The sequence below is a fragment of the Stanieria cyanosphaera PCC 7437 genome (genome assembly GCF_000317575.1).
Lineage (GTDB): Bacteria > Cyanobacteriota > Cyanobacteriia > Cyanobacteriales > Xenococcaceae > Stanieria > Stanieria cyanosphaera.
On sequence record NC_019765.1, the window covers coordinates 35,705 to 55,969 of the forward strand.

Below are 20,265 nucleotides of genomic sequence, written 5' to 3' on the forward strand. Positions count from 1 at the left end.
ATTACTTCAAAATCAGTGGAGGATATTTATCGGTTTCTTCCATCAAGTATTTAGCTATCAGTCTGGCTTGAATTTCAAAAGCCTCTTGGTAGGTACACTGACGTTTTAAGACAGGATGTTTAAATACAGATTGTTTCTTTTGTTCGTAAAGACGGAGAAATACTTTTAATCCTTCTTTGGTTAGAGAAACCGCATTACTAATTGGTTCGCTAGTAAAGTCATTGGGAGTTAGCTTTTCTTTATTAATAGCATTCAAAACTATTGCATCGACTACTAAAGGTCGAAATTCTTCCATCAAATCTAACGCCAAGGATGGTCTACCGTATCTTTGATAATGGAGATAACCCAAATAAGGATCGAATCCGACTATGTTGACTGCACTTTGAAGATCGTGTCTGAGTAATGAGTAACCGAGACTCAGTAAAGAATTAACTGGATCGGTTGGTGGACGACGCACGCGGGATTTAAAGTTAAAATTAGGGTTTTGAATTAATCGGTCAAAACAACCAAAATATGCAGCACTTCCCGCACCTTCTAATCCTCTGAGAGAGTCTATATTATTACTTAAATCTATTGGCGCGATCGCTTGTTCTAATTTAGTGATTGCTGTATCTAAATTTAGTTCGGGATATTCGCGACGACGACGCATTAATAGGTGGCGATAGTTTTTCAATTTTCCTCTCACAAAGCCACGTACTAAATGGATAGCGGTTGCTGTTTCTCCCGCAGCTAACCACTGTGCTTTTCTAATAAAAATGTTTTTAGTTAATTCTGGTTGCAGACATCCTTCATATTTTCCCGTAGCACTGACAAAACTAAGAGGAATTTTTCTTTCTAACAGTTCTTTAATGATGGCGGGAGAGATGGTAGCCTGTCCCATAATTACCAATCCATCAATTTTGATTAATGGAACGTCTAGTAATTTTTTCTTGTCTGCTTTCACCGTTAGTCTTTCATCGGTTTTGCCGATAAATGAATTGTATTCTTGAGTAATATAGACTGTTCCCATCTCATCTTGCTCCTAATTAGTTTTTATATAAAATTTGCTGTTTATTCTTGATAACGCTTTACCTTATTCGCAGCTTGAGGCAAACAGCAAGAGTAAAGACTACAGCCCTTACAGCGAGGCTTGTAAACTGGAGATGGTATCTTGCCAGTTATCATCATGGCTTGAATCTCTGCGATTGTCGCGATCGCTTTTTCTCGTAAATTTCGGTCTATATTTATTTCCTGACGTTGATGGGAATGAGCGTAATAAACATAACCCGTAGTAACGGATAACCCTGTCATTTCTTCTAGGCATAATGCTTGTCCGCAGACTTGCAGCGCATCATTACTCCAGTCATCTCTTTTACCCCGCTTGTATTCGACTGGATAAAGTTCGCCCTTTTCACTTTCAATTAAATCGGATTTACCAATAAGTCCGTATTGTTCGCTCTTTAGCCAAATCGCTCTTATTTGCCAGGTATATTCTCGATTTTCTTGGCTAATTGTATGAACTCTTTCATGTAAACTCGTTCCTTCAATAGTGTAATGATTATCGATAAAATCGCCCAGGCAAAACATTCGACCGCAGCGATGGGGGCAATAGGCGTAATGGTTGAGTGCTGCTATCGGGACATAATTTTCTTCTCGATCCATAATGTTTAATTATTGATTCTCCTGACCATTCCCATACCCATAGTGGTCTTTTTTCCCATGCCACAATAGAGGGCAAAGTCAGCTAAAGTATTAAGATATTTAATTTGTTGGAGATCGATATTGCCAAAAGCCTGATAGCTTATCTCACCGACGCAACCAATTAGTTTACTTTTGCTGTAGTCACTGACCATTTCGGTATGAATGTTGAAATAGCTGGGAAATAAAGATAATAGCGATAATTCTGTTTCTGGAATTTCAATATTGCTGTATTTATTCCAACGTTTGCATAAACTTTTGAAGATATTTTCGGGAGTTGGTAAAGAGTCATTTTGTTTTCCCTTACCAAAAGTCGTGGGAGTGGCAAAGGAAAAGGTAAATTTATTGTTATTAGCGGATGCTTCTTCGTAAAGCCGAGCGTAGGGAATAGCATTAGACCAAGGTTGGTTAGGTTGAGATGTTCCGAGAATACTGGAAATCTTTAAATCTGCATTCCCCAAATGCCATGGTTTTTCGGGATTTATATTTAGCCAAAGTTGAGTTAGTTTACCAAAGAGACTTTCATCTAATAAAGATATACGCCACCAACAGGGAGTGTTGACGGGTATCGGTTTGTTGTGTTGGTATTGTATTTTCTGGTTTTTATTTCCCACAATTTGTAAGGGAGAAATAGTAAAAGCTTTGTTAGTTTTTTGTTCGTGTAAATAGTCTCCCAAAGAGCGATCGCAATGGCTGACGATATTGAGGAATAAAGCGTGTAGGTGTTTTCCTTGAGAGTAACCTGGGGATATGGGAGATAGTGGCAGTAGGTTTAAAACGAGACTGTAGGGCATGATAAACTAAAAACTTTTAACTAAAACGATATTGCATATTGACGGGAATTTTTAAGTTATTATCGATTTGATAAAATTGCCCCTGTATTTGAGCATTTTGAATTAAACTAACAGGAGGCATATTAATCACGTCGTAGCTAAAAACTTGATTGGTGAACATGACATCTAAAGGGTTTAAAGGATGAATACAAGTAAATAAACCTTGATGTGCTTTGATAGATGTTAATTGTTCAAATATTACTTGTGCTTTACTCATCCATTTGCCAAGACGTATCCATTTCCATTGAGGAAAATTTAAGGGACTTTCAGAAATAATAAAAAACTCAAATTGGCTTTCTACTGCTATTTCTTTTGCTCTGCCAAAGCTAGGAATATTTTTTTGCGTCTTTTCCATTTCTACATGATAGTTATTGTTAGCATACTTCCAAGTATTTAAAACAGAAGTGTGATTTAAAGATTTTGCTGGAGTAACGTAAATTTTTTGTTGATTTAAAGGTGTTAAATGTTGCTTGTATTGGGGCATTTGTTCGGCAGAAAAGTAGCGATAAGAATGTTCTTCAGCAACATTAGTAGCGTATTTTTTGCTATCTATTAAACCCAAAGCATAGCAAAGGGCATAATTATGTAAAATTGGTTCTGTTTCGTATAGTCTGCCTATTTCACGGGTAGCAAAATAGAGACTGTCGTGAAGTTCTAATTGACAGCGATAGATAGTAGTCATGAAGGGATAGAGAAAGTTTACTTTTCTAAGGATTAGGGAGAATCGAATAATAAGGTGGGCAATCCCCACCTTAAGAATTATTTTGATTTAGCGGTTTTTTTATCTTTATCTTTATCTTTTGACTTTGTAATGTAATTGTCAAAGTAATTTTGTGCTTCTTGATTAGCCTTGGTTAAGATTGCTTTGATATTTTCTTCACTACCAGTCAAAGTTTTTACGTCATTTAAAATAGGAGTAAAATTATCGCCAATAAAATCTTGATGAACGATAAATTCTTGTGACATTAGTTGTTCAATTGCTTCTTTTGCTGCTCGATCGACTTCGTCTTCATTTAAAGGATCGAGAGAGTTAATTTTTCCTCCTAATTTATCATAAATTGCTTGAGTCCAACGTAAGTTGCTAACTATTTCTCCGTCGGCAAAAATAACGCCAATTAATTCATTTCTAATCCTTCCTGTTCTAGTAGTTTGTGCGCCATAATGACGGGTACGAAGAATGTTATTAAATACATAAAGAAAACTAGCTTCTGTGGGATCTTTTAGGGTAACAATACTAGGAAAAAACACTTGAGGGCGAATGTGATCTTGTTGATTAATTCTGCTAGTAACTTCCCCATTTTTACTCATTGTGCCATGTTCATAAGGAGCATTAAGAGTAAATGTTTCGTGGGATTCATCAAAAGAAGTAATAGAATAGGCAGAATCTACTACTACTTTAGATTTTTCCGAACCTCCATCACCGATCGCAAATCCATAAATAATACAGTCAGCATTGTTTTTAGCAAAGTCAACATTGTATTCACATTCATCTGGTTTTACTAAACCATAATTGCGTAATAATTCTCTACCAATTAATCTTTCTGGGGTTGATTGTTTGCGCTTGAACATAGTTAAGCGACTGATAGGATTTTGATTGGTAATACCCGCTCTTACTCTAGCTTTATTTAATTCACCATCAGTTTGAAATAAAGGGTAAGATTCGGTAACACGAATGGTTAAGAAATGAGCGTATTTTCCCATTGGTTTGTAGGGAATTTCAGCATGAAAGTATTTAGCGTCGATAGATTTTAAAAATGTCATAATTTACTCCTGGTATGTTAATAGATTGTTTGGCAATTGTCGCCCCTAAATCTCTCAATAATAGGGAACTTTGATTCTGTATTTATTCTTCAGAGTCATCTGGATTATTCTTCTTCTTTTCTTCTATATCTTTATCATTTTCTAAGCGATATAAAAACTCGCAAGTATCGCGAATTAAATTGATTTGTTTGCCAGCTAAACGAGCGCGATCGCCTGCAAAAGATTTTTCAAATACTTCCTCGACAAAATAACGGGAAAATTCTAAGATTGCTTGTCTTTCTTTATCTCTTTCTTGGTTAGTAAATACCCATCTTCCGTCAGCAGTAGAAGCATGAACACGATCCATTAATTTAGTAACTTCAGCAGCTACAGCATGAACTAATGTTTCACCATGAAAAACAGTTGATTCGGCTTTCAAAATTGTGTCTGCTGCAATCTCAATTGGCTTTAAAACAGCATTAGCTTTAGGATTATATAGTTTATTTGCTCGATAAAACTTACGATAAAGTTCTGTCAATTGTAGTGGATGATTTAAAGGTGATTTTGCTAATTTTTCCATATTCCATTCTTGTTTGGTGAAATTATATTGAGCATAGGGATCAAAACAGGGATAAAAATGATAGGCATAAAGCTTAATCTTTTCTATTCTGGCTGTGTCAACATTTTGTCTGCGTACCCATTGATTGAGATAATTAAAAACATACAAAGGGCTAGTTTCTAAATCTTTAGCTAGTTCGGTTAATTTACCCCAGTTAGAGTTATAACCAGACTTTCCTTGTTTGGCATTAACATCTAAATGAATGGCATAAGCAGCAGTTAAAACATTCAAAGGTGCGGGATAATTTTTATCTCCTTCTTCCCAACCCTCTAAGATATAGTCGAGCCTAAAGCGATCGCGTTTGGTAAGAACTTTAAAAGCTTGAGGCGCACTATCGAGAAATACTGTTTCTTCAAATTCCGTACCATCGGTAAAAGGAGGAATGGGAGATTCAGAAACAACTGTTTTGACATCGAGAATCATGGGGAAGGCAAAAGCTAACCAAGCGGGCATCACCCAAGATTCGGTATCGGTACTATCTCTACCTGGGGGTAATGCCATGAAATAAAAAGTCAGGGGTAAGTCATCGGGATAGGACAGTTTAAAGCTATAATCTTTCTTATAATTGGGGTCATCTTCTGGTAAATTTTGCTTGACTTGTAAATCCTCATCAATCAAAAAAGCATCCACACTTTGATAGCGTTGTTTACTAAAGTTCGCTTGCAACTCATTGTTAATAAAATGGTTGCGTACTCCACTACTAAAGCGAGTTTGGGCGATATTAGCATAGGCATAGGTTAAGAATTTATTGGTTTCTGGGGTAAAGTAATAGGTAGGGTAAAAGTAAAGATAACGATACTTACCATCTTCAAAGCGTTTACCCACTGCTTGAGTATTGTTCATCAAGATTTGCCTCAGCATCATCTCCACGCCAGCAATACTAGAGATGTTGCGTTTGGCGTTTGAACCTCCTAACATTTGCTTGTTGGTATATACCTGGGGGGTAAACAATACCGCCGACTCCATTTGTTCGGTGACGGTGTAAGCAGAATGGGAAATCGAACAAATTAACTGTCTTCCCCTCCCTGGTTTTTTAGCTAGTTGGTAATTATTTAATTCATCAAGAAATACTTGTGCTGTGGTATGACTCCCCTCTCCTTGTCTTTCTCCCCTCTCCTTATAGGAGAGGGGTTGGGGGAGAGGTAACATGACAATACGATTTACCCACAATCTCAAATCATCCCAACCATCAGGTAACTCATACTTGTCAACAATAGGTTGAATCAACCCCGCGATAAATTCAATTAACTTTTCTCCTGTTTCCCGAACATCTTCAATACCAGGGTTGTGTTGTAAATATTTAGCTGCAAGATAATACCATTCATAAGGTACACCTCCAGTATTTCCCTTGAGCTTTAATTCCTTAAGACTTTGGTTGATATTCTGTATTTCTCTAATTTGCGGAATATATTGTTTTAAGTTCCAGTATTCAGCTATTTCAATTATTAAATCTATATCGGGTAACTTTTCAGCTTCCTTGTCTGTAAGTGCTTTAATGACAGCTTCAATCTGATTAACCTTTTCTCCCCATATCTTACGACTGACAACATCGCCGAATTCCGCCAAGCGATCGCATCTGATATCATCTTCAAAGGTAAAGTCATAATCTGTCGGTAAAACACCCTGTTGCTGAAACTTGACTAAATTATTACTGCGACTTTTAGCCACAGAAGATTTTTTATCATTTAAAATCCGTAATGTAGCCCTTAAAGCTACCTGCATCAAGCCAACAATATTAAAAAACTGTTCGTAATAGTCTGCATATTTCATCCCTTTTCCATCTCTACCAAAACCAGTCTGACTTTGCATTAATCTGTCAGCGCACAATTGTTTGATACTAGAAATAACTCTATTGGGGATATCTGCAATAGAAATACTCGGTGCATCTTTAGCAGCTAAATAAATAACTCCTGTAGGCAAATATAGAAGAGGTTGATAATAATTATTGTCTTCAGTATTTAAATCTGTATGCGCCTGAATTAAGGCATTATTTACTACATTAGTTAATACTCCGCGATTTTCTGCCAGACGATGATAAGTAAACTTTAATTGCCCATCACTAAGATTATGAATTAATCCTTTAAGACGATCGTGTTCGGCATCTTGAGGATGTTTAATAATTGATGCTAAAGAATCTGCCAAGCAACATAAATCGGCAAGACAAATTAAAGTACGATCTTTTAACTTTGGGTTTAATCCATATTCTGAAAGATTGAGATTTGTATCGTAACGAACTTGAGTATTATAAGCAATAAATAACAAGTCATCTAAATAATCTTGCCATTGTTCGTCTTCTTCTAAATCCGCAGTAAGAAACTTATCTAAACTAAGTTCAGTAACGATTATACTGAGAATTTCTCGATGTTCTTCGATAGATAGCTTACGAATATCTAAATTATTGTCTTTGTATTTATTTGGTATACAAGCAAATAAATTATAATCAAATTTTTCAAAATCATGGAGTATGAAGCTGCTAACTAAAATTCTTTGTTTAATATCTCGAAACTTCTTAAATTCTCTTTTAACAGTTGTATCGGCTTGTTCTAAAATTCTGCTAATTAAATAAGCAGGAAACAAACCATTTAATAAATGAGTATTTAAAGATTGATCTCCCGCATTATCTCGCCGTACTCTACTTTTATTAGCTGCCTGTCTTTCACTGTCAATGCGATCAAAGAATTTACCACCTTTAGCCGTAACCCCAATAGCAAATTTTAAAAGATTAGGTAAAACATATTCAGCAAAATACGCCATTACCAAATCTTCTGGATGTTCGGCGGTAATCGCTTTTCGTAATAATTTCAGCGTTAATAATTCTGAATCTATTTCAATAGTGCGATCGCTCGATTCAAAATTCAAATCAAAATCATCATCAAATAAGTTACTATCATTTAGATCGATTTCTGTTTCATCAAATAAAGATAGCTGTTGCGATATATTTTTATCTTGTTTTATATTCATAATATTTTTTTCTCTACATATATTGCTGCTGATAAACTAGATAAGCTTAAATATCTTCTATTTCTAGCCAGGGATAAGCATTAAGTAATATATTTTTAGTATCTCCTGCTGCTAACATTCCTAAGATATATTCGACTGCTAAACATCGATTTCTAATAATTGGTTTACCTCTAAATATTTTCGGATTAACAGTAATTCTTTCTAGTAATTTTTGTTGGTTTACCATTTTGCCAAAAAATATATCGATAATAATTTTCGTTTAGGAAAGAGATGAAAGCAGTAATCTAGTAGATAGCTACAGGTTTAGTCTGTTGTAAATAACTTAACTAGCCAATATTGGGAGTTGAGATTTCCTACGTCAGAACTTAATGCCGAAAGCTGTTTTCCTCCACTTCAGATGATTAATTCCTATGAGGAATTGAAAAACAAATTTTATATTTAAGTTTCCAGTGTTGGGGGTTCGGGGGCAAAATAAACTATGTTGCCTTCCTAAATTTCCCAAAGTTTGGGAAGCTATTGTTAAATAAACCATGATTTACCCCCTTTGCTTTTAAGCCAATGTGCCAAAGTATCGATTAATAATGCCGATTGCCCGAAAGCAATAGAATAAAGTGGTGATGGATCGTGAATGCTAGTGCGATCGCTGATGGGATAAATTTGAAAGTGCATGGGTAATCTAAGACGGTTTTTAATTTCTGCAACAGCAAAAGGTAAAACGTAACTAACTAAAGCTTGTTTTTTTAATTGCTTGTTAATCTGACTTATCCAATAGTTTTCAGGTTGCCATACTTGAATTTGGGTTAAAACCATTACTTTGTAAGCTTCAGAAATATCTTTTAGATCGCCGTGATAGGTAAATTGCCAGTTTAATCTTTCCTCTCGATAGCGATGCAGTTTCATAAATCCCAAACAGTAATTAAATCTACTTTTAGGAATCGGTGTATTTATCTTTTTGCTAGTTGCTGCGAGTAACCTATCGAATTCAGCTTTGGTAATAGTTTCAATTTCTAAATTACTTAAAATTCCTGGCAAACCATAGGTTTTATAACGATCCGCCTCGTTAGTTTCTGTAAGATCGTATAAGCCACATTGCAAACAACTCACACCACGAAAACTACTAGCATCTTCAGCTATAGGATTACCCGATCTATTACCAGATAACTCTTTCCATTCTTTTTCCCATCCTTTGATTTTACCAATAGTTTTCTTGAGGCTAGTATTAAAGACTGTCTCGCAATCTTGCTGTAATCTTTTTAAATCGCTTTTATATCTCGCTTTGATATTAGGATGTCCCAATTGAAAGCATAGTTTCACAGATTGAACTCCACCCCATCGAGAATAGTAACCGCGAAAATCATTTATATGACGGTATTCATCTCTAATTACTTGATGGAAAAAAGGACGATTATATTCTTGTTCTACTTCTAATGGTGCAGACTCTTTTAAAAATAATCTTTCTACTAAAAAGTTAGGAACTAAAGCATAAGCTATATAGTTATTAAACTTAATAAATTCTCCATCTTTTTCATAACCATCATGTCTACCCAATCTACCCAATCTTTGAATAAAATTACCCGCATCCGCAGACTCAAAAAAAAGGAAGTTAATTTTAAAGTCAACTCCAACATCAATAGTACTCGTACCAATAACTAAATCTGCTGCTAAAGATTGATTTTTCGCGTATTGCCCCGACAATCCCGTATTTTCGCCAACATTAACCCCCAAAGGTTGTAATAATTCAGCAAAATAAGAAACTAATCGTTTTACCGCAGCAATTGAATTAAGAATTATTGCCCCTTTACTACCAGGGTATTTGATAAACAAATCAATAATGCGATCGCTATTTTCTTTAAGCCAAGTTTCTGAGCTTGTCGAACCAGATTCCAAGGCAATAAAATTTAAAGTTATTTGCCGAGATACTTCGCGCCAGTTATATTTTTTTAATTCCGAAGCTTCAGCTTGAGTTGTGGGAAATCGATATTTGTTTTCTGCAACAGGATCGATTACTTTAACCTTAAAACCTGCTTGGACAAGGCGATCTATAAAATCGCGATCGGGAGTAGCAGAAAGAAAGAGAAATTTTTTCCTATAATTAGTATGACGAATCAACAACATAGTATTGATTATGCATGCTATCTGAGGCGCACTGAATACGTGAAATTCATCGAAGACAAACAGGTCGAATCTTTTGTCGATTTTGTTCCACAATAAATCGGGATTGTCGTAAGTTGTTAGATAAGCTCCTCGATGCAGATAATGAAGGATATCGGGATTAGTTAGAATAATTTCTGATTGATCGGCACGAGTTTTAATAGCAGTCTTTTTTTTAATGCCCTCTTGTTCGGCATAAAGTTCCAAATCTTGTCCGCTAAGTCGATTAATCCTTAGCTTATTTTCTAGTTCAAATTGCTTGAGATATTCTCTGGCAGAAACTTCTTGATCTCTTGCTAATTCATTAGTAGGATACATTTTCAAAGCTAGAGAATCACCAAAAATGACATCTAAATCTCCTGCCAGAGTTTTACCATCTCCAGTCATACCTGTATTAATGACAACATTAACTTCTGGATCGTTAAGTGCTAAATAAGTTTCTCGTTGATGCCAAGATAAGAGCCAACCATCAGGGAGTTTAATCTCTTTTGGTATATTTAATGCGGAACAAGAATATATAGGTTTTAATTTAATCGAATAGATTTTCATTATTTAGCTGTTACTTCCTCTTTGTTTCCATGCAAAGGAATCTCCACATAACTATCTCTGGCAATTTCTGCACACAAGCAATACAAGCCAAAACATCTTCTCTACTAATACTGGGATAAGCAGAGAGTATTTCTTCTATGGTTTCACCCGCAGCTAGTAAATCTAAAATCAGTGAAACCCAAATACGATGTCCTTTTATAAAGGGTTTTCCCGAACAGATATTGAGATCGAGAGTTCGCTCTTTCATCGCGATCGCGCGCGCGCCTCGGCTTCGCCGAGATCGCAATTCTCGATAACAAATTTTTACTACTCATAACTTTCAATTCTTTATTTAACTAGGCTACTTTCAACAAGTCGATTGGACAAGCGCGGGAAACCCGCGCGTCCCTCGACTTTAAGATACTTATTTCATTAAATACCAATATTTAAATTTTACATTTACAATAGTAACTTAGAGACGATAAATACAAATTTATACTTATAAAATATAAATGTCAACAAAAAAAGAGACTCTTACACTTTCACTTGCAGCGGGAACAAAAGCTAAGTTAGAAGAAATAGCCCACGAACTAGGCTTTTTTTGGGGTAAAAGCCCTTCTCCTTCGGCGTTAGTAACCGCGATCGCCAATAGAGAAATAGCCACTGGAGAACCTTTTTATTTAAGTAGCGATCGCATTAAAGCTCTAAGACAAGCAATAAAAGTTTTAATCGATACTGGTTATGTCACAGAAGCAGAAACCATTGCCAGACTTGTATTGGATAAAGCGCAACTCGAACCTACACTACGCCAAGAATTGCTGAGGATCGTTAATACTCATCTAGACAAATGGCGGTTAGTCATTGATGAATATATCAGCAATAAACAACCATTTGAGATACTATATACCAATAGTCAAGGACAAGAATTAATTTTTAACGTACACTTTGCCCAAATAGACTTTCATGAAAAGCGTTTTTACTTAAACATTTGGTGCGAAGAAACTGAAGATGTCTCTGAAGACAATAAGAAATATTTTCCTTCACTCATCCACAATCGCTGTTTGAGCTTCGAGCGCATTCAGGGAATAATTCCCAAATCTGGAGAATGGCGCGAAAGTTTGGATCATATCCAAGTACACTTACAATTTACAGGCTGGATGGTCAAAGCCTACAAACCCAGAGAAGAAGATATTGACGATGTAATTGATGAGGACGCGATACCTGAACCAAGTTCAGGTGCGCGAGTCGTCCGTGGAGGAGTTAGAAAAATAACCAGACAAGTGTTTAATCCTTTTTGGTTGGTCAGAGAAATCAAAGGATATGGTAGAAATTGTCAAATTATTGCTCCGTCAGGTTTACGTAATTATTTTCGACAGGAATTGATTGAAATATGCCAACAATATGACATAGAGACAAATTTTCCCGTTCGATAGTTGTTTAGTTTTTCTGGCATTCATCTTACATTTTTTTGCGAAGCATCTAGCATATAGGTATTTGATGACGATTAAACATCATACAAAAAAACTAAAAATCTAGGTTAATTTGTCATAAGACGCAGCTATAAAACCAAACCTATATTTATCTTGTCCGCTTCTTCAGTCAAATAAAAAATTAGAAAGATGCAAACAAGATTAGATTTACCCCCCGCATCCAAACAAAACAAAATAGCTACGCAAAAACCCGTCAATTCGCTAATGAAATACCTCAAAATTCGTCCTAGCGATTTACCCTACGCCGTAGGAGTAACAGCAGGAGTAGTTTATTTAGCGATTAACGATGCTTTCTTTGTTTTCGTTCTTGCCAGTTTTGCCCTAGTTTTTGGCGCGATGTACTACTGTGCCAAAGTCATCCCTTTTTTAGAAAAAACTATCGGACATCGCATCAGTATCTGGCACGTAGGAGTATTGGTACTAGGATTAACGATGGTAGTTGGAATGCTCGAACCAGCTAACGCTCTATTCCTCCAAGATTTAGAAAACCGAGTCACTGACGTTATTGGCGGTACCTCTAGCGGTCTACCACCCGAAAGTGTAGCATTGATCTTCAATTTCCTCCGAGTTGCTTTTGTCTTATTTGTAGTAGCTGCTGGTATTTTTGCCTTCATTCAAGCACAACAGGGAAACGACCCCAGACCGATTATCGGCACGATTGTCATTGCTTTTGGCACGATTATGGGTATTGACGTACTAACGGTTTTGATAGCAGGTGCAGGAGCATAGGCGGACTGAGTTAAACAATAAAATTTACTACACTCCACTTTCACTATGCTCAAAGATCCCGATAAAGATTTGATTAGCATCAATCAACTTCTGGGGGAACAACCGACCATTCTATTCATTCCTGCCAATCAACTGATTCCTTGGTCGGTATTAATTATTATCAGTTACGTCCTCACCATGGGGTTCTTCGATTTTGGATTGGCAGCCTTTGGAACAGTTTCGCTGTGGTTCTGTATTGGCTGGTGGATTCTTACGGGAAAACATCCCCACCAATTTATCGATCGCTTTGTATTCCCTCCAGGCAAAGATTGGTACTCGGCTAATTTACCTTACATTTCTCCCCTGATTAAAAACCGCCCTGCTTACCTAAGATCGCAAGTTCCCGATAACACCCTTACCGCTCGTCTCCAACCTCTGCACTTAACCAACCAAAAAGGTCAACAGTATAGGTTTATGCCCTTTCAGAATTTTCAAGATTTAGTTTGCCTCATCTCGATTGAGAAGGATGGCTACCAGGTATCTGGATTCCTCCTCAATCGAGGTACTACTTTCCAGATTGTCTTCCCCTTCAAAACTCCTGGCTATCACGATAACCTCGAAAGCACTGAAGTCAGTAATTATGCAGTTGCTTTAGAAGAAGGTTTGAAAGAAGTCTTGCCAGGAGAAAGATTGACCATTCACACCCAAAAATTCGGTAACGATCTGACCCGTCAGCAGGAATTAACCGCGATCGCCGATGAGTGCGATTTACTACCAGTAGCGATTTTGACTCGTAACGAACAAAAGCGAGTTAGAGAACTCCACGATGAAGGAGCCAGGCAGTGGTGGAATAGTACCTTGTTTTGTACCTGGACTTACGATGAAAATGCAGGAGCGACTGCTAGCGACCTGACCAGTCGCTCGATTAAATTGGTGACTACCAAATTCAAACAGGCTCTAACTTGGTTTTCTGGTAACGCTCGCGTCTATCAAGAACGATTCTACCAACAGTTATTTTTACAGGCTTTTAACCAAGGGTTCGTTAACTGGGAAACTCTACTTAATAACAAATTGGGACTAGCAGCACGACCACTATCGAGTGACGAATTGTGGAGTTGGTTGTGGTACAAATTTCATTCCCCTATAACGCCCATACCCCCAAAACCCCAACTGTTCTCTCTAAGGGAATCACAAAATGATTTTGTTCTAGAGGAGGTGGTCAACAACGATAAGCATATCGTTACCGTCCTCACCGAAGGCATTGACGAACCCGCCTGTCCAGAACATCGAGGCAGTCAAGATACCATTTGGTTGCCAGGCAGACAGCAAAAATGTGCGGTGCTGACCCTAACCGAGCGACCCAAAACATCTATGTCTCAGCGAGAACAGTTACGTTGGCTCTTTGATGTTCTCTCTCAAGATTACGTCAAAGATACCGAAGCCGTAATCGAAATTAGTCTGGCAAACGATCTTCTGATTGAAGACAGTCTGGCTAAAATTGCCAAACAGTCCCGTTCGGCTCAAAAACACGCCGTTCTTAAAGGGCAGGGTAGGGATGTGGGAGCAGAACTCAAGGCCGAAGAAAGTTTCGAGGCTCAAAAACAACTGCGTAAAGGAGCCAAATCCTTTCACACTGCCGTTACCTTCTTCGTCTATCGTTCCAACCCCAAAGAGTTGGATTTAGCCTGTCTCAAACTGAGTCGCAGTTTTGGTACGGCAAAGGTCAAGCGGGAGCGTAACATCGCCTGGTCGCTGTGGTCGGACAGTCTGCCGATTAACATCAATCGGTTACTGCAAAACAATTCTGTCCTAGAAGACCGCCGCCACGTCTTTAGCAACCATACCGTCTGGCGTTTCTTCCCCCTCACCATGACCAGAGATTTAGACCGTCAGGGAGTAGAACTGATTGGGAAAGGTGGCAAACCTATTTATGTCGATCTCTGCCACCAACAAACCAGTCGGGCTCTAATCTTGGGTACTTCTGGTTCGGGTAAAACCGTCCTGGCATGGCAGTTTATGCTCGACCACCTACGAGCGGGTATCCCCGTGATTGGTATGGATATCTCTTCCGGACAGGGTAACAGTTTCAAAACCGCGATCGAGCTTTTAGGAGATGAGGGAGCTTATCACGACCTGCGCCATCACTCCAATAATCTCGTCGAACCTCCCGACCTGAGACGCTTTGACGGGCAACAGCGAGAGGAAAGGAAAAATCAGTGGCTCGATTCCGTGCGGACAGCCATTGTCGAGATTGCCATAGGTAAGGTTAACGACCCCAGATTAACACAAAGAGTAGAAGCGATCGCTGCTAAAACCCTGAATATCTTCCTCAGCGACCCCGAAATTATCGAACGCTATAATTTGGCATTTGAGAAAGGTTGGAAATCTTCCGCCTGGCAGGAGATGCCCGTACTTCATGACTGGCTCAAATTCTGTACCAGAGAACAGCTTAACCTCTCGAGTTTTGAAGCAATCGACCAAGCTGCCATCAATCAGATTCAGGTACAGGTATCGGCACTGTTAGAATCCCCCTTGGGTAAAGCGATTGGTAGACCCAGTTCCTTTTCTCCCAATCCCAAAATCAAATTTTTTGCCCTCTCTGGACTCGACAGCGAAGCCGAACAAAACATTATTGCCCTCACTACTCAAGCTGCCTGTTTGCGTAATGCCCTGGCATATCCCCGCAGTCTGATAGTAGGGGATGAAGTATCGGTGCTATTTAAAAAACAGGGATTTGCTAATGGCTTTGGTAACTGGTGTGCCGTCGGGCGTAAGAGCGGTATTTCGATTATCCTGATCTCTCAAGACCTCGATGCCATCCAAAACTGTAGTGCTAGGGATCAAATTCTGCAAAATATCAACTACCGCCTTATCGGCAGGATTACCTCAAGCGGTGCTAAATCTCTAACCTATCATCTCGGCTACAATCCCGAACTAATCAATCAAAATTCTACCGAGCTATTTCTACCAGATAAAACGCGACTCTGTTCCAAATGGCTGATTGAAAAAGATAACCGCTTCTGGCAAGCAGAGTACTATCCTTCCGCCATGACCCTAGCTGCCGTTGCCAACAGTCCGAGCGAACTTGAAGCCAGGAATCGAGAAATGGCAAACTATCCCGATAATCTGCGCGGGCAGATGCTGGGCTTGAGGGATTTTTCCGAACGATATGTCAGTGCTATTTGTGGGGGAGTGGGGATGTCAGGTATTGGATGTACCGAAAATTCTATAGCTTCTGCTCCCAAAAAAATAGCCAATTTGCATAGATAAAATATCTCTTCTTTTTTCCCCTTAATCTTTGTCCTGACTTTTATAAAAAGTCTCAACAAATTATGTTTTCAAACTTAAACAGTCTTAAAATTACATTTGCCATTCATGCTTGGTTGTTATTAGCCATCGGGTTGACATTAACCCGACAACCAAAAGTTTTTGCCAACGAAATTGAACTAGTTCAACCTACTAAATCTAACAACAACAGCGCAGAAATAAGTCAATTTCTTGAAAATGCCGATATACAATCCAACGATGACAACGCGATCCGCGACAGAATTGATAAAGAACTCGATCGCACGGTGGATAACATAATTGACAAGATATTTGACCATCTTCCCGATAGCATTCAAGGTTTTTTAGGTGGATTAGAAGATACTGTAAGTGATTTTGTCAGCACTAAAATTCCCGATATCGGCAAAATCGTTGACATTGTTTTTAACAGTGAATTATCCGAGGGAGAATCCGATCTCCCCAGCAGACAGCAAAGCGAGACTTTAGAGGGGACTCCAGATAATTATGCGGTCTCAGAATCAGAAACCGATGCAGTGGTGCGAGAAATTTTAGTCGAAACTGTCGAGTCAACTACCCTCAATGAATCAGCTCAAACTAATTTAAAACAAACTGCGGTACGAGTTCAAAAAAGTGTCGATGAAAGCGTCAAATTAGGAGAAGATTCCCAGAATCGAGATGTCACCCAGCAAATCCTACAGAATCTTTCCCAACAAGAAGCTATTTCGGCTACCAGGCAGGGGATTATCGTGCAGCAGAACCAACAGGCACAGGTAGACCGCGCCATTAGTAATATGCTTAACGCCCAGCAAGCAGAAGAGTTGGCAGGAATTAACGCTGCCAAGCGTAGAGAAGACATCGGTACTACCAATCTTACGGTTCGACAGTGGGGGCTGATTAGATTGCCTGGAAATCCTTCTGATACCAGCGAGGAATAGGATATATGAGCTTGTCTATCTACAATTCATATCTAGCAATGGATTCTTTTGCCGACTTTGAAAGCCTATTGGTACTCAAAGAAGCACTCAGCACGGGGGAATTAATCTTTCAGGGTTTTGAAAATGTCTGGCAGCAAGTCATATTAGATACCAGTTCGCCGATTTGGGTGACAGTAATGCGTTTTGCTGCCGATATTGCCTTACTAATCCTAATTTATCTGGCTATCACTCAGGGTTCGGAAGTAGTCCAAAAAAGAGATTGGCATGGATTGGTATTACTGATCGTATGGCCCGTTATTGTCGCTTTGATGCTCGGTAACAACGGCTATTTAATTTCCCAAGGCATAGGTGCGTTGAGAACTATTGATCGCGAATTTGTTCGAGCCATGAGTACCACCCAGATTGCCTCGACTAACATTCAAAATGCCCTTCAAGATATTCAACTGACTAATGCTGCTAGAGAACAAATCGATTCATTAATTAACCAGTGTAATAGCTATAACGGTACCGAGTATTCCGATTGTTTGAATGCAACCATCCCCGAAATCGATCGCATTGTCGCCGAAGCCGAAGCCCAAAATAATGGTAACCCTCTAGCTGTTTTAGCCAACTACAAAGACAAAATTAAAGGAGCGATTCTCAATATTGCTGAAGTGGGACAAATCATCTTAGCACCGCAAAAAATTGTTCTCACCACCTTAGTTCATGCCCTGCTAATTGCCGTACAGTTGGCTTTCAACATGATTATTGAAATTGCTCTGCTGCTGCATTCGGTACTAGCCCCCATTGCCGTTATTTTGACTCTGATTCCCACAGGGCAACGTTATATCTCTATCTGGTTGACTTGGTTTGCGGCGATCGCAGCAATTCAGGTTTGCTATACCATCATTATCGGTCTTGCTGCTACTGCAATTGTTTTGAGTAACGCCCAACTGTTTAGCGATGTTACCTTCCTAGTTCTAGCTGCATTCTTCGGTCCTGGTTTGGCTTATGCCATGAGTAAGGGTGGCGGTGTAGCCCTATATCAGGCGATTAACAGTAGCGTCGATAAAACCATCAGCTTCGGTACGGAAGTAGTAAGTAAAGCAGTCTTATTAGTCTTATAACTATATTTAGCTCTCAGAAAATGTTTCAACCAAAAACTCAAACTAAACTCAGTCAAATTGCTCCAGCAGGTAAAGAAAAAATAGTTTTAGCACAGCTATCGTTGGCAGTGGCGTTTATCATGCTGGCATTTTCTTCCTGTAGCACTGCCAACAGTTATCGCCAATTAGCCAACAGCAAGATTACTACCGTACAACTCAACAACGGTGATGCACTCGTCGCCGAGGTCAAGCCAGGCAATTATCGCACTCCCGAATCGATTACTGAATTTACCAAAAAATGGTACACGCTCATGCTCGGTTGGTCGGGAGAAGAAACAGCAGTCAAGCTGGATGGCAAACTTACTGTCCCTGCTAATTCCTATGCAGCAGCACAAATGATGGATACTAGCTTGCAAAAGGTTTTTCTCTCTGAATTTAGCCAACTCGTTCCCTCTGGTGTATTTACAAGAGATAACCAAATCAAATCCTCTGCTAGAGTTCGTTATGTATCCGAACCCGTGCCAATAAATGAAAATACTTGGTCGATTAATGTCGTCGCCGACTGGATTCTGTTTGATTTGGCAACTAATACTGAAATAAAAACCGTTACTTTTAACAAGGTTTTGACCATTAAAGCGGCTGCTATTCCTCCTAAACCCTTTACCGAAAAAACTAATAGTTTGCAGCAACTAATTGAAAGTATTAGAGCCTACGGATTGGAAATTATTAACCTTGAAGAATTTGAAGCTTAATTAAAATGACTAATATCTACACTCAATCTCAAGAAACCCTCACTAGAGAAGATCAAATCGACCTAGCTGGTTTGGACACTGAAGCAGAACAGCCCTTAGAAATAGAACAACAGTATCGAATTAAAGAAGATGCTCCAGAACAAATTCCTGTAGAAGAAAAACCCTTGGTACGTAGTTTATTTATTTACGGTATGACTGGCTTGGGGTTACTGTTTTTAATCGGTATTTGGCAGCTAATGACTCCTCAGCAAGCACCAATTAAAGTTGTGGAATCTCCTTCAGAAAAACAGGAACCAGTGGGGACTCCTGAAGTCGATTATCGAGGTAAACTGGCACTGAGAGATCAAAAGCATCAACTGGAACAACAACAACCAACTTCTGCTGAAGTTACTAAACCTACAGAACCCGTTACTCCTGCTCCTATCAAGCAACCGACCCAACCCCAAACTCGCTCGACCCCACAATCGAGAGTAGTTCGCACTGCACCAATATCCCGTCCTCGTACTCAACCAACCCCCAGACCGCAAGCGGTTAGAGTAGAATCTAAACCAAAGATCGACCCCCAGCAACGATGGGCGCAACTATCTAATTTTGGTCGAGGTGTACCGATTGTTTCAAGCCAACTTGCCAAGAATCAAACTCCTACTACTAAAACTACTTTTGTGAATAATGTTGCTGATAAGTCAACAACATTAACCGCTAATGTTACCAATACTCCTTCTCCAGGTAGTTTAGGCATACTCAATCGTCAGCCTGTAGAATCAACTGCTAAAAACAATTACCAAATAGCTTACGGTACTACTGTTACCGCAGAAGTTTCTATTCCTCTACTTTGGGATGAATCGGTCGATAGTTCCTCTCAACCTAACAAACGCTTTGCTCTCATTCTTACCAATGATTTGTTGGCAAGCAACGGTAAAGTAGCTTTATCAAAAGGCTCGGTAGTCGTTGCTGAAAGTCATTCTGTCAACCCCGATAACAGATTGGTTAATGCCAGTGCAATAGCGATTGTCTACACCGATAGACAGGGTAGTATCCAACAGCGATCGCTTTCACCGCAAAAGCTCACTATTCTCGGCAAACAGCAGCAACCATTAATTGCTAAGGGACACTTCGATCGCGGTGGAGACTATGCTAAAACAGATTTATTGGTCAGTTCCCTAGCGGGACTGGGTAAAGTAGGAGAAGTTTTTACTCAACCCAATACTACTTCTTCAGTTGTCAGTAGTAGTTTCGGTTCTAATGTCACCACTATCGTGGACAATCGCAACCGAGAAGTTTGGTCTGCCTTACTCGATGGGTTTTTCAATCCTTTAGCTGAAAGAATTAGCGATCGCTCTCTACGCCAAGAAACAGAATTAGAACAACTGCCTAATATTGCTGTATTAGAAGTAGGGACTGAAGTGTCCCTTATCGCTAATGATTCTTTTATTATTGATTAGATTACTTCTTAGAGAGCATTTCAACTTCAAAATGGATAAGAAATTTTTATCTTTTTGGG

The 20,265-nt window shown here is 38.9% G+C and carries 15 protein-coding genes and 1 pseudogene; 7 read left to right on the forward strand and 9 right to left on the reverse strand.

From position 1 onward, the window contains the following. Position 1: 1 nt before the first annotated feature. The 9 genes and pseudogenes from cas1d to STA7437_RS22300 form a co-directional block, all read right to left on the reverse strand. Positions 2-1,009 (reverse strand): type I-D CRISPR-associated endonuclease Cas1d, encoded by a 1,008-nt coding sequence (gene cas1d / locus STA7437_RS22260; RefSeq protein ID WP_015211898.1) that lies wholly within the window; start codon positions 1,007-1,009, stop codon positions 2-4. A 41-nt stretch (positions 1,010-1,050) separates the two neighbouring features. After that, the gene (cas4, locus tag STA7437_RS22265; protein ID WP_015211899.1) at positions 1,051-1,641 is read right to left on the reverse strand and encodes a CRISPR-associated protein Cas4; all 591 of its coding nucleotides are present in this window, start codon (positions 1,639-1,641) and stop codon (positions 1,051-1,053) included. 5 nt (positions 1,642-1,646) lie between these two features. Then, positions 1,647-2,471: a CRISPR-associated endoribonuclease Cas6 gene (gene cas6 / locus STA7437_RS22270; RefSeq protein ID WP_015211900.1), complete on the reverse strand. Its 825-nt coding sequence runs from the start codon at positions 2,469-2,471 to the stop codon at positions 1,647-1,649. A 16-nt stretch (positions 2,472-2,487) separates the two neighbouring features. Continuing rightward, on the reverse strand, positions 2,488-3,192 hold the full coding sequence (cas5d, locus tag STA7437_RS22275; RefSeq protein WP_015211901.1) for a type I-D CRISPR-associated protein Cas5/Csc1: 705 nt from the start codon (positions 3,190-3,192) through the stop codon (positions 2,488-2,490). A gap of 77 nt (positions 3,193-3,269) precedes the next feature. Further along, positions 3,270-4,271: a type I-D CRISPR-associated protein Cas7/Csc2 gene (cas7d, locus tag STA7437_RS22280; protein ID WP_015211902.1), complete on the reverse strand. Its 1,002-nt coding sequence runs from the start codon at positions 4,269-4,271 to the stop codon at positions 3,270-3,272. Between the two features lie 82 nt (positions 4,272-4,353). Next, complete coding sequence (gene cas10d, locus STA7437_RS22285) at positions 4,354-7,830, reverse strand: type I-D CRISPR-associated protein Cas10d/Csc3 (RefSeq protein WP_015211903.1); 3,477 nt, start codon at positions 7,828-7,830, stop codon at positions 4,354-4,356. 46 nt (positions 7,831-7,876) lie between these two features. Beyond that, positions 7,877-8,056 carry a DUF433 domain-containing protein gene (locus tag STA7437_RS22290; RefSeq protein ID WP_015211904.1) on the reverse strand — a complete coding sequence of 60 codons (180 nt, stop codon included), beginning with the start codon at positions 8,054-8,056 and terminating at the stop codon, positions 7,877-7,879. 293 nt (positions 8,057-8,349) lie between these two features. Beyond that, positions 8,350-10,530: a type I-D CRISPR-associated helicase Cas3' gene (gene cas3, locus STA7437_RS22295; RefSeq protein WP_015211905.1), complete on the reverse strand. Its 2,181-nt coding sequence runs from the start codon at positions 10,528-10,530 to the stop codon at positions 8,350-8,352. Further along, a pseudogene (locus STA7437_RS22300) lies at positions 10,530-10,777 on the reverse strand (DUF433 domain-containing protein). The gene cas3 and the pseudogene STA7437_RS22300 overlap by 1 nt, the downstream one beginning before the upstream one ends. A 244-nt stretch (positions 10,778-11,021) precedes the next feature. Here STA7437_RS22300 and STA7437_RS22305 point away from each other — a divergent pair. From STA7437_RS22305 to STA7437_RS22335, 7 genes are all read left to right on the forward strand, one after another. Next, positions 11,022-11,942 carry a WYL domain-containing protein gene (locus STA7437_RS22305; protein ID WP_015211907.1) on the forward strand — a complete coding sequence of 307 codons (921 nt, stop codon included), beginning with the start codon at positions 11,022-11,024 and terminating at the stop codon, positions 11,940-11,942. Between the two features lie 186 nt (positions 11,943-12,128). Next, on the forward strand, positions 12,129-12,728 hold the full coding sequence (locus STA7437_RS22310) for a hypothetical protein (protein ID WP_015211908.1): 600 nt from the start codon (positions 12,129-12,131) through the stop codon (positions 12,726-12,728). 45 nt (positions 12,729-12,773) lie between these two features. Further along, on the forward strand, positions 12,774-15,977 hold the full coding sequence (locus STA7437_RS22315; protein ID WP_015211909.1) for a P-loop NTPase family protein: 3,204 nt from the start codon (positions 12,774-12,776) through the stop codon (positions 15,975-15,977). Between the two features lie 62 nt (positions 15,978-16,039). After that, a complete protein-coding gene (locus tag STA7437_RS25155; RefSeq protein WP_015211910.1) occupies positions 16,040-16,927 on the forward strand; it encodes a hypothetical protein in 888 nt (295 codons plus the stop codon). 5 nt (positions 16,928-16,932) lie between these two features. Next, entirely contained in the window at positions 16,933-18,033 is a 1,101-nt protein-coding gene (locus tag STA7437_RS25160; RefSeq protein WP_015211911.1) for a hypothetical protein, read from the forward strand. Positions 18,034-18,053: 20 nt separating this feature from the next. Continuing rightward, the gene (locus tag STA7437_RS22330; RefSeq protein ID WP_015211912.1) at positions 18,054-18,764 is read left to right on the forward strand and encodes a hypothetical protein; all 711 of its coding nucleotides are present in this window, start codon (positions 18,054-18,056) and stop codon (positions 18,762-18,764) included. Between the two features lie 5 nt (positions 18,765-18,769). Further along, the gene (locus STA7437_RS22335; RefSeq protein WP_015211913.1) at positions 18,770-20,206 is read left to right on the forward strand and encodes a hypothetical protein; all 1,437 of its coding nucleotides are present in this window, start codon (positions 18,770-18,772) and stop codon (positions 20,204-20,206) included. Positions 20,207-20,265 lie beyond the last annotated feature (59 nt).

Bases quoted from the DNA above. Each gene is read 5' to 3' on its own strand.
- cas4 (WP_015211899.1), bottom strand. From the start codon at position 1,641: ATGGATCGAGAAGAAAATTATGTCCCGATAGCAGCACTCAACCATTAC.
- cas10d (WP_015211903.1), bottom strand. From the start codon at position 7,830: ATGAATATAAAACAAGATAAAAATATATCGCAACAGCTATCTTTATTT.
- STA7437_RS22305 (WP_015211907.1), top strand. From the start codon at position 11,022: ATGTCAACAAAAAAAGAGACTCTTACACTTTCACTTGCAGCGGGAACA.
- STA7437_RS25155 (WP_015211910.1), top strand. From the start codon at position 16,040: ATGTTTTCAAACTTAAACAGTCTTAAAATTACATTTGCCATTCATGCT.
- cas1d (WP_015211898.1), bottom strand. From the start codon at position 1,009: ATGGGAACAGTCTATATTACTCAAGAATACAATTCATTTATCGGCAAA.
- STA7437_RS22315 (WP_015211909.1), top strand. From the start codon at position 12,774: ATGCTCAAAGATCCCGATAAAGATTTGATTAGCATCAATCAACTTCTG.
- cas7d (WP_015211902.1), bottom strand. From the start codon at position 4,271: ATGACATTTTTAAAATCTATCGACGCTAAATACTTTCATGCTGAAATT.
- STA7437_RS22330 (WP_015211912.1), top strand. From the start codon at position 18,054: ATGTTTCAACCAAAAACTCAAACTAAACTCAGTCAAATTGCTCCAGCA.
- cas3 (WP_015211905.1), bottom strand. From the start codon at position 10,530: ATGAAAATCTATTCGATTAAATTAAAACCTATATATTCTTGTTCCGCA.
- STA7437_RS22290 (WP_015211904.1), bottom strand. From the start codon at position 8,056: ATGGTAAACCAACAAAAATTACTAGAAAGAATTACTGTTAATCCGAAA.
- STA7437_RS22310 (WP_015211908.1), top strand. From the start codon at position 12,129: ATGCAAACAAGATTAGATTTACCCCCCGCATCCAAACAAAACAAAATA.
- cas6 (WP_015211900.1), bottom strand. From the start codon at position 2,471: ATGCCCTACAGTCTCGTTTTAAACCTACTGCCACTATCTCCCATATCC.
- STA7437_RS22335 (WP_015211913.1), top strand. From the start codon at position 18,770: ATGACTAATATCTACACTCAATCTCAAGAAACCCTCACTAGAGAAGAT.
- STA7437_RS25160 (WP_015211911.1), top strand. From the start codon at position 16,933: ATGAGCTTGTCTATCTACAATTCATATCTAGCAATGGATTCTTTTGCC.
- cas5d (WP_015211901.1), bottom strand. From the start codon at position 3,192: ATGACTACTATCTATCGCTGTCAATTAGAACTTCACGACAGTCTCTAT.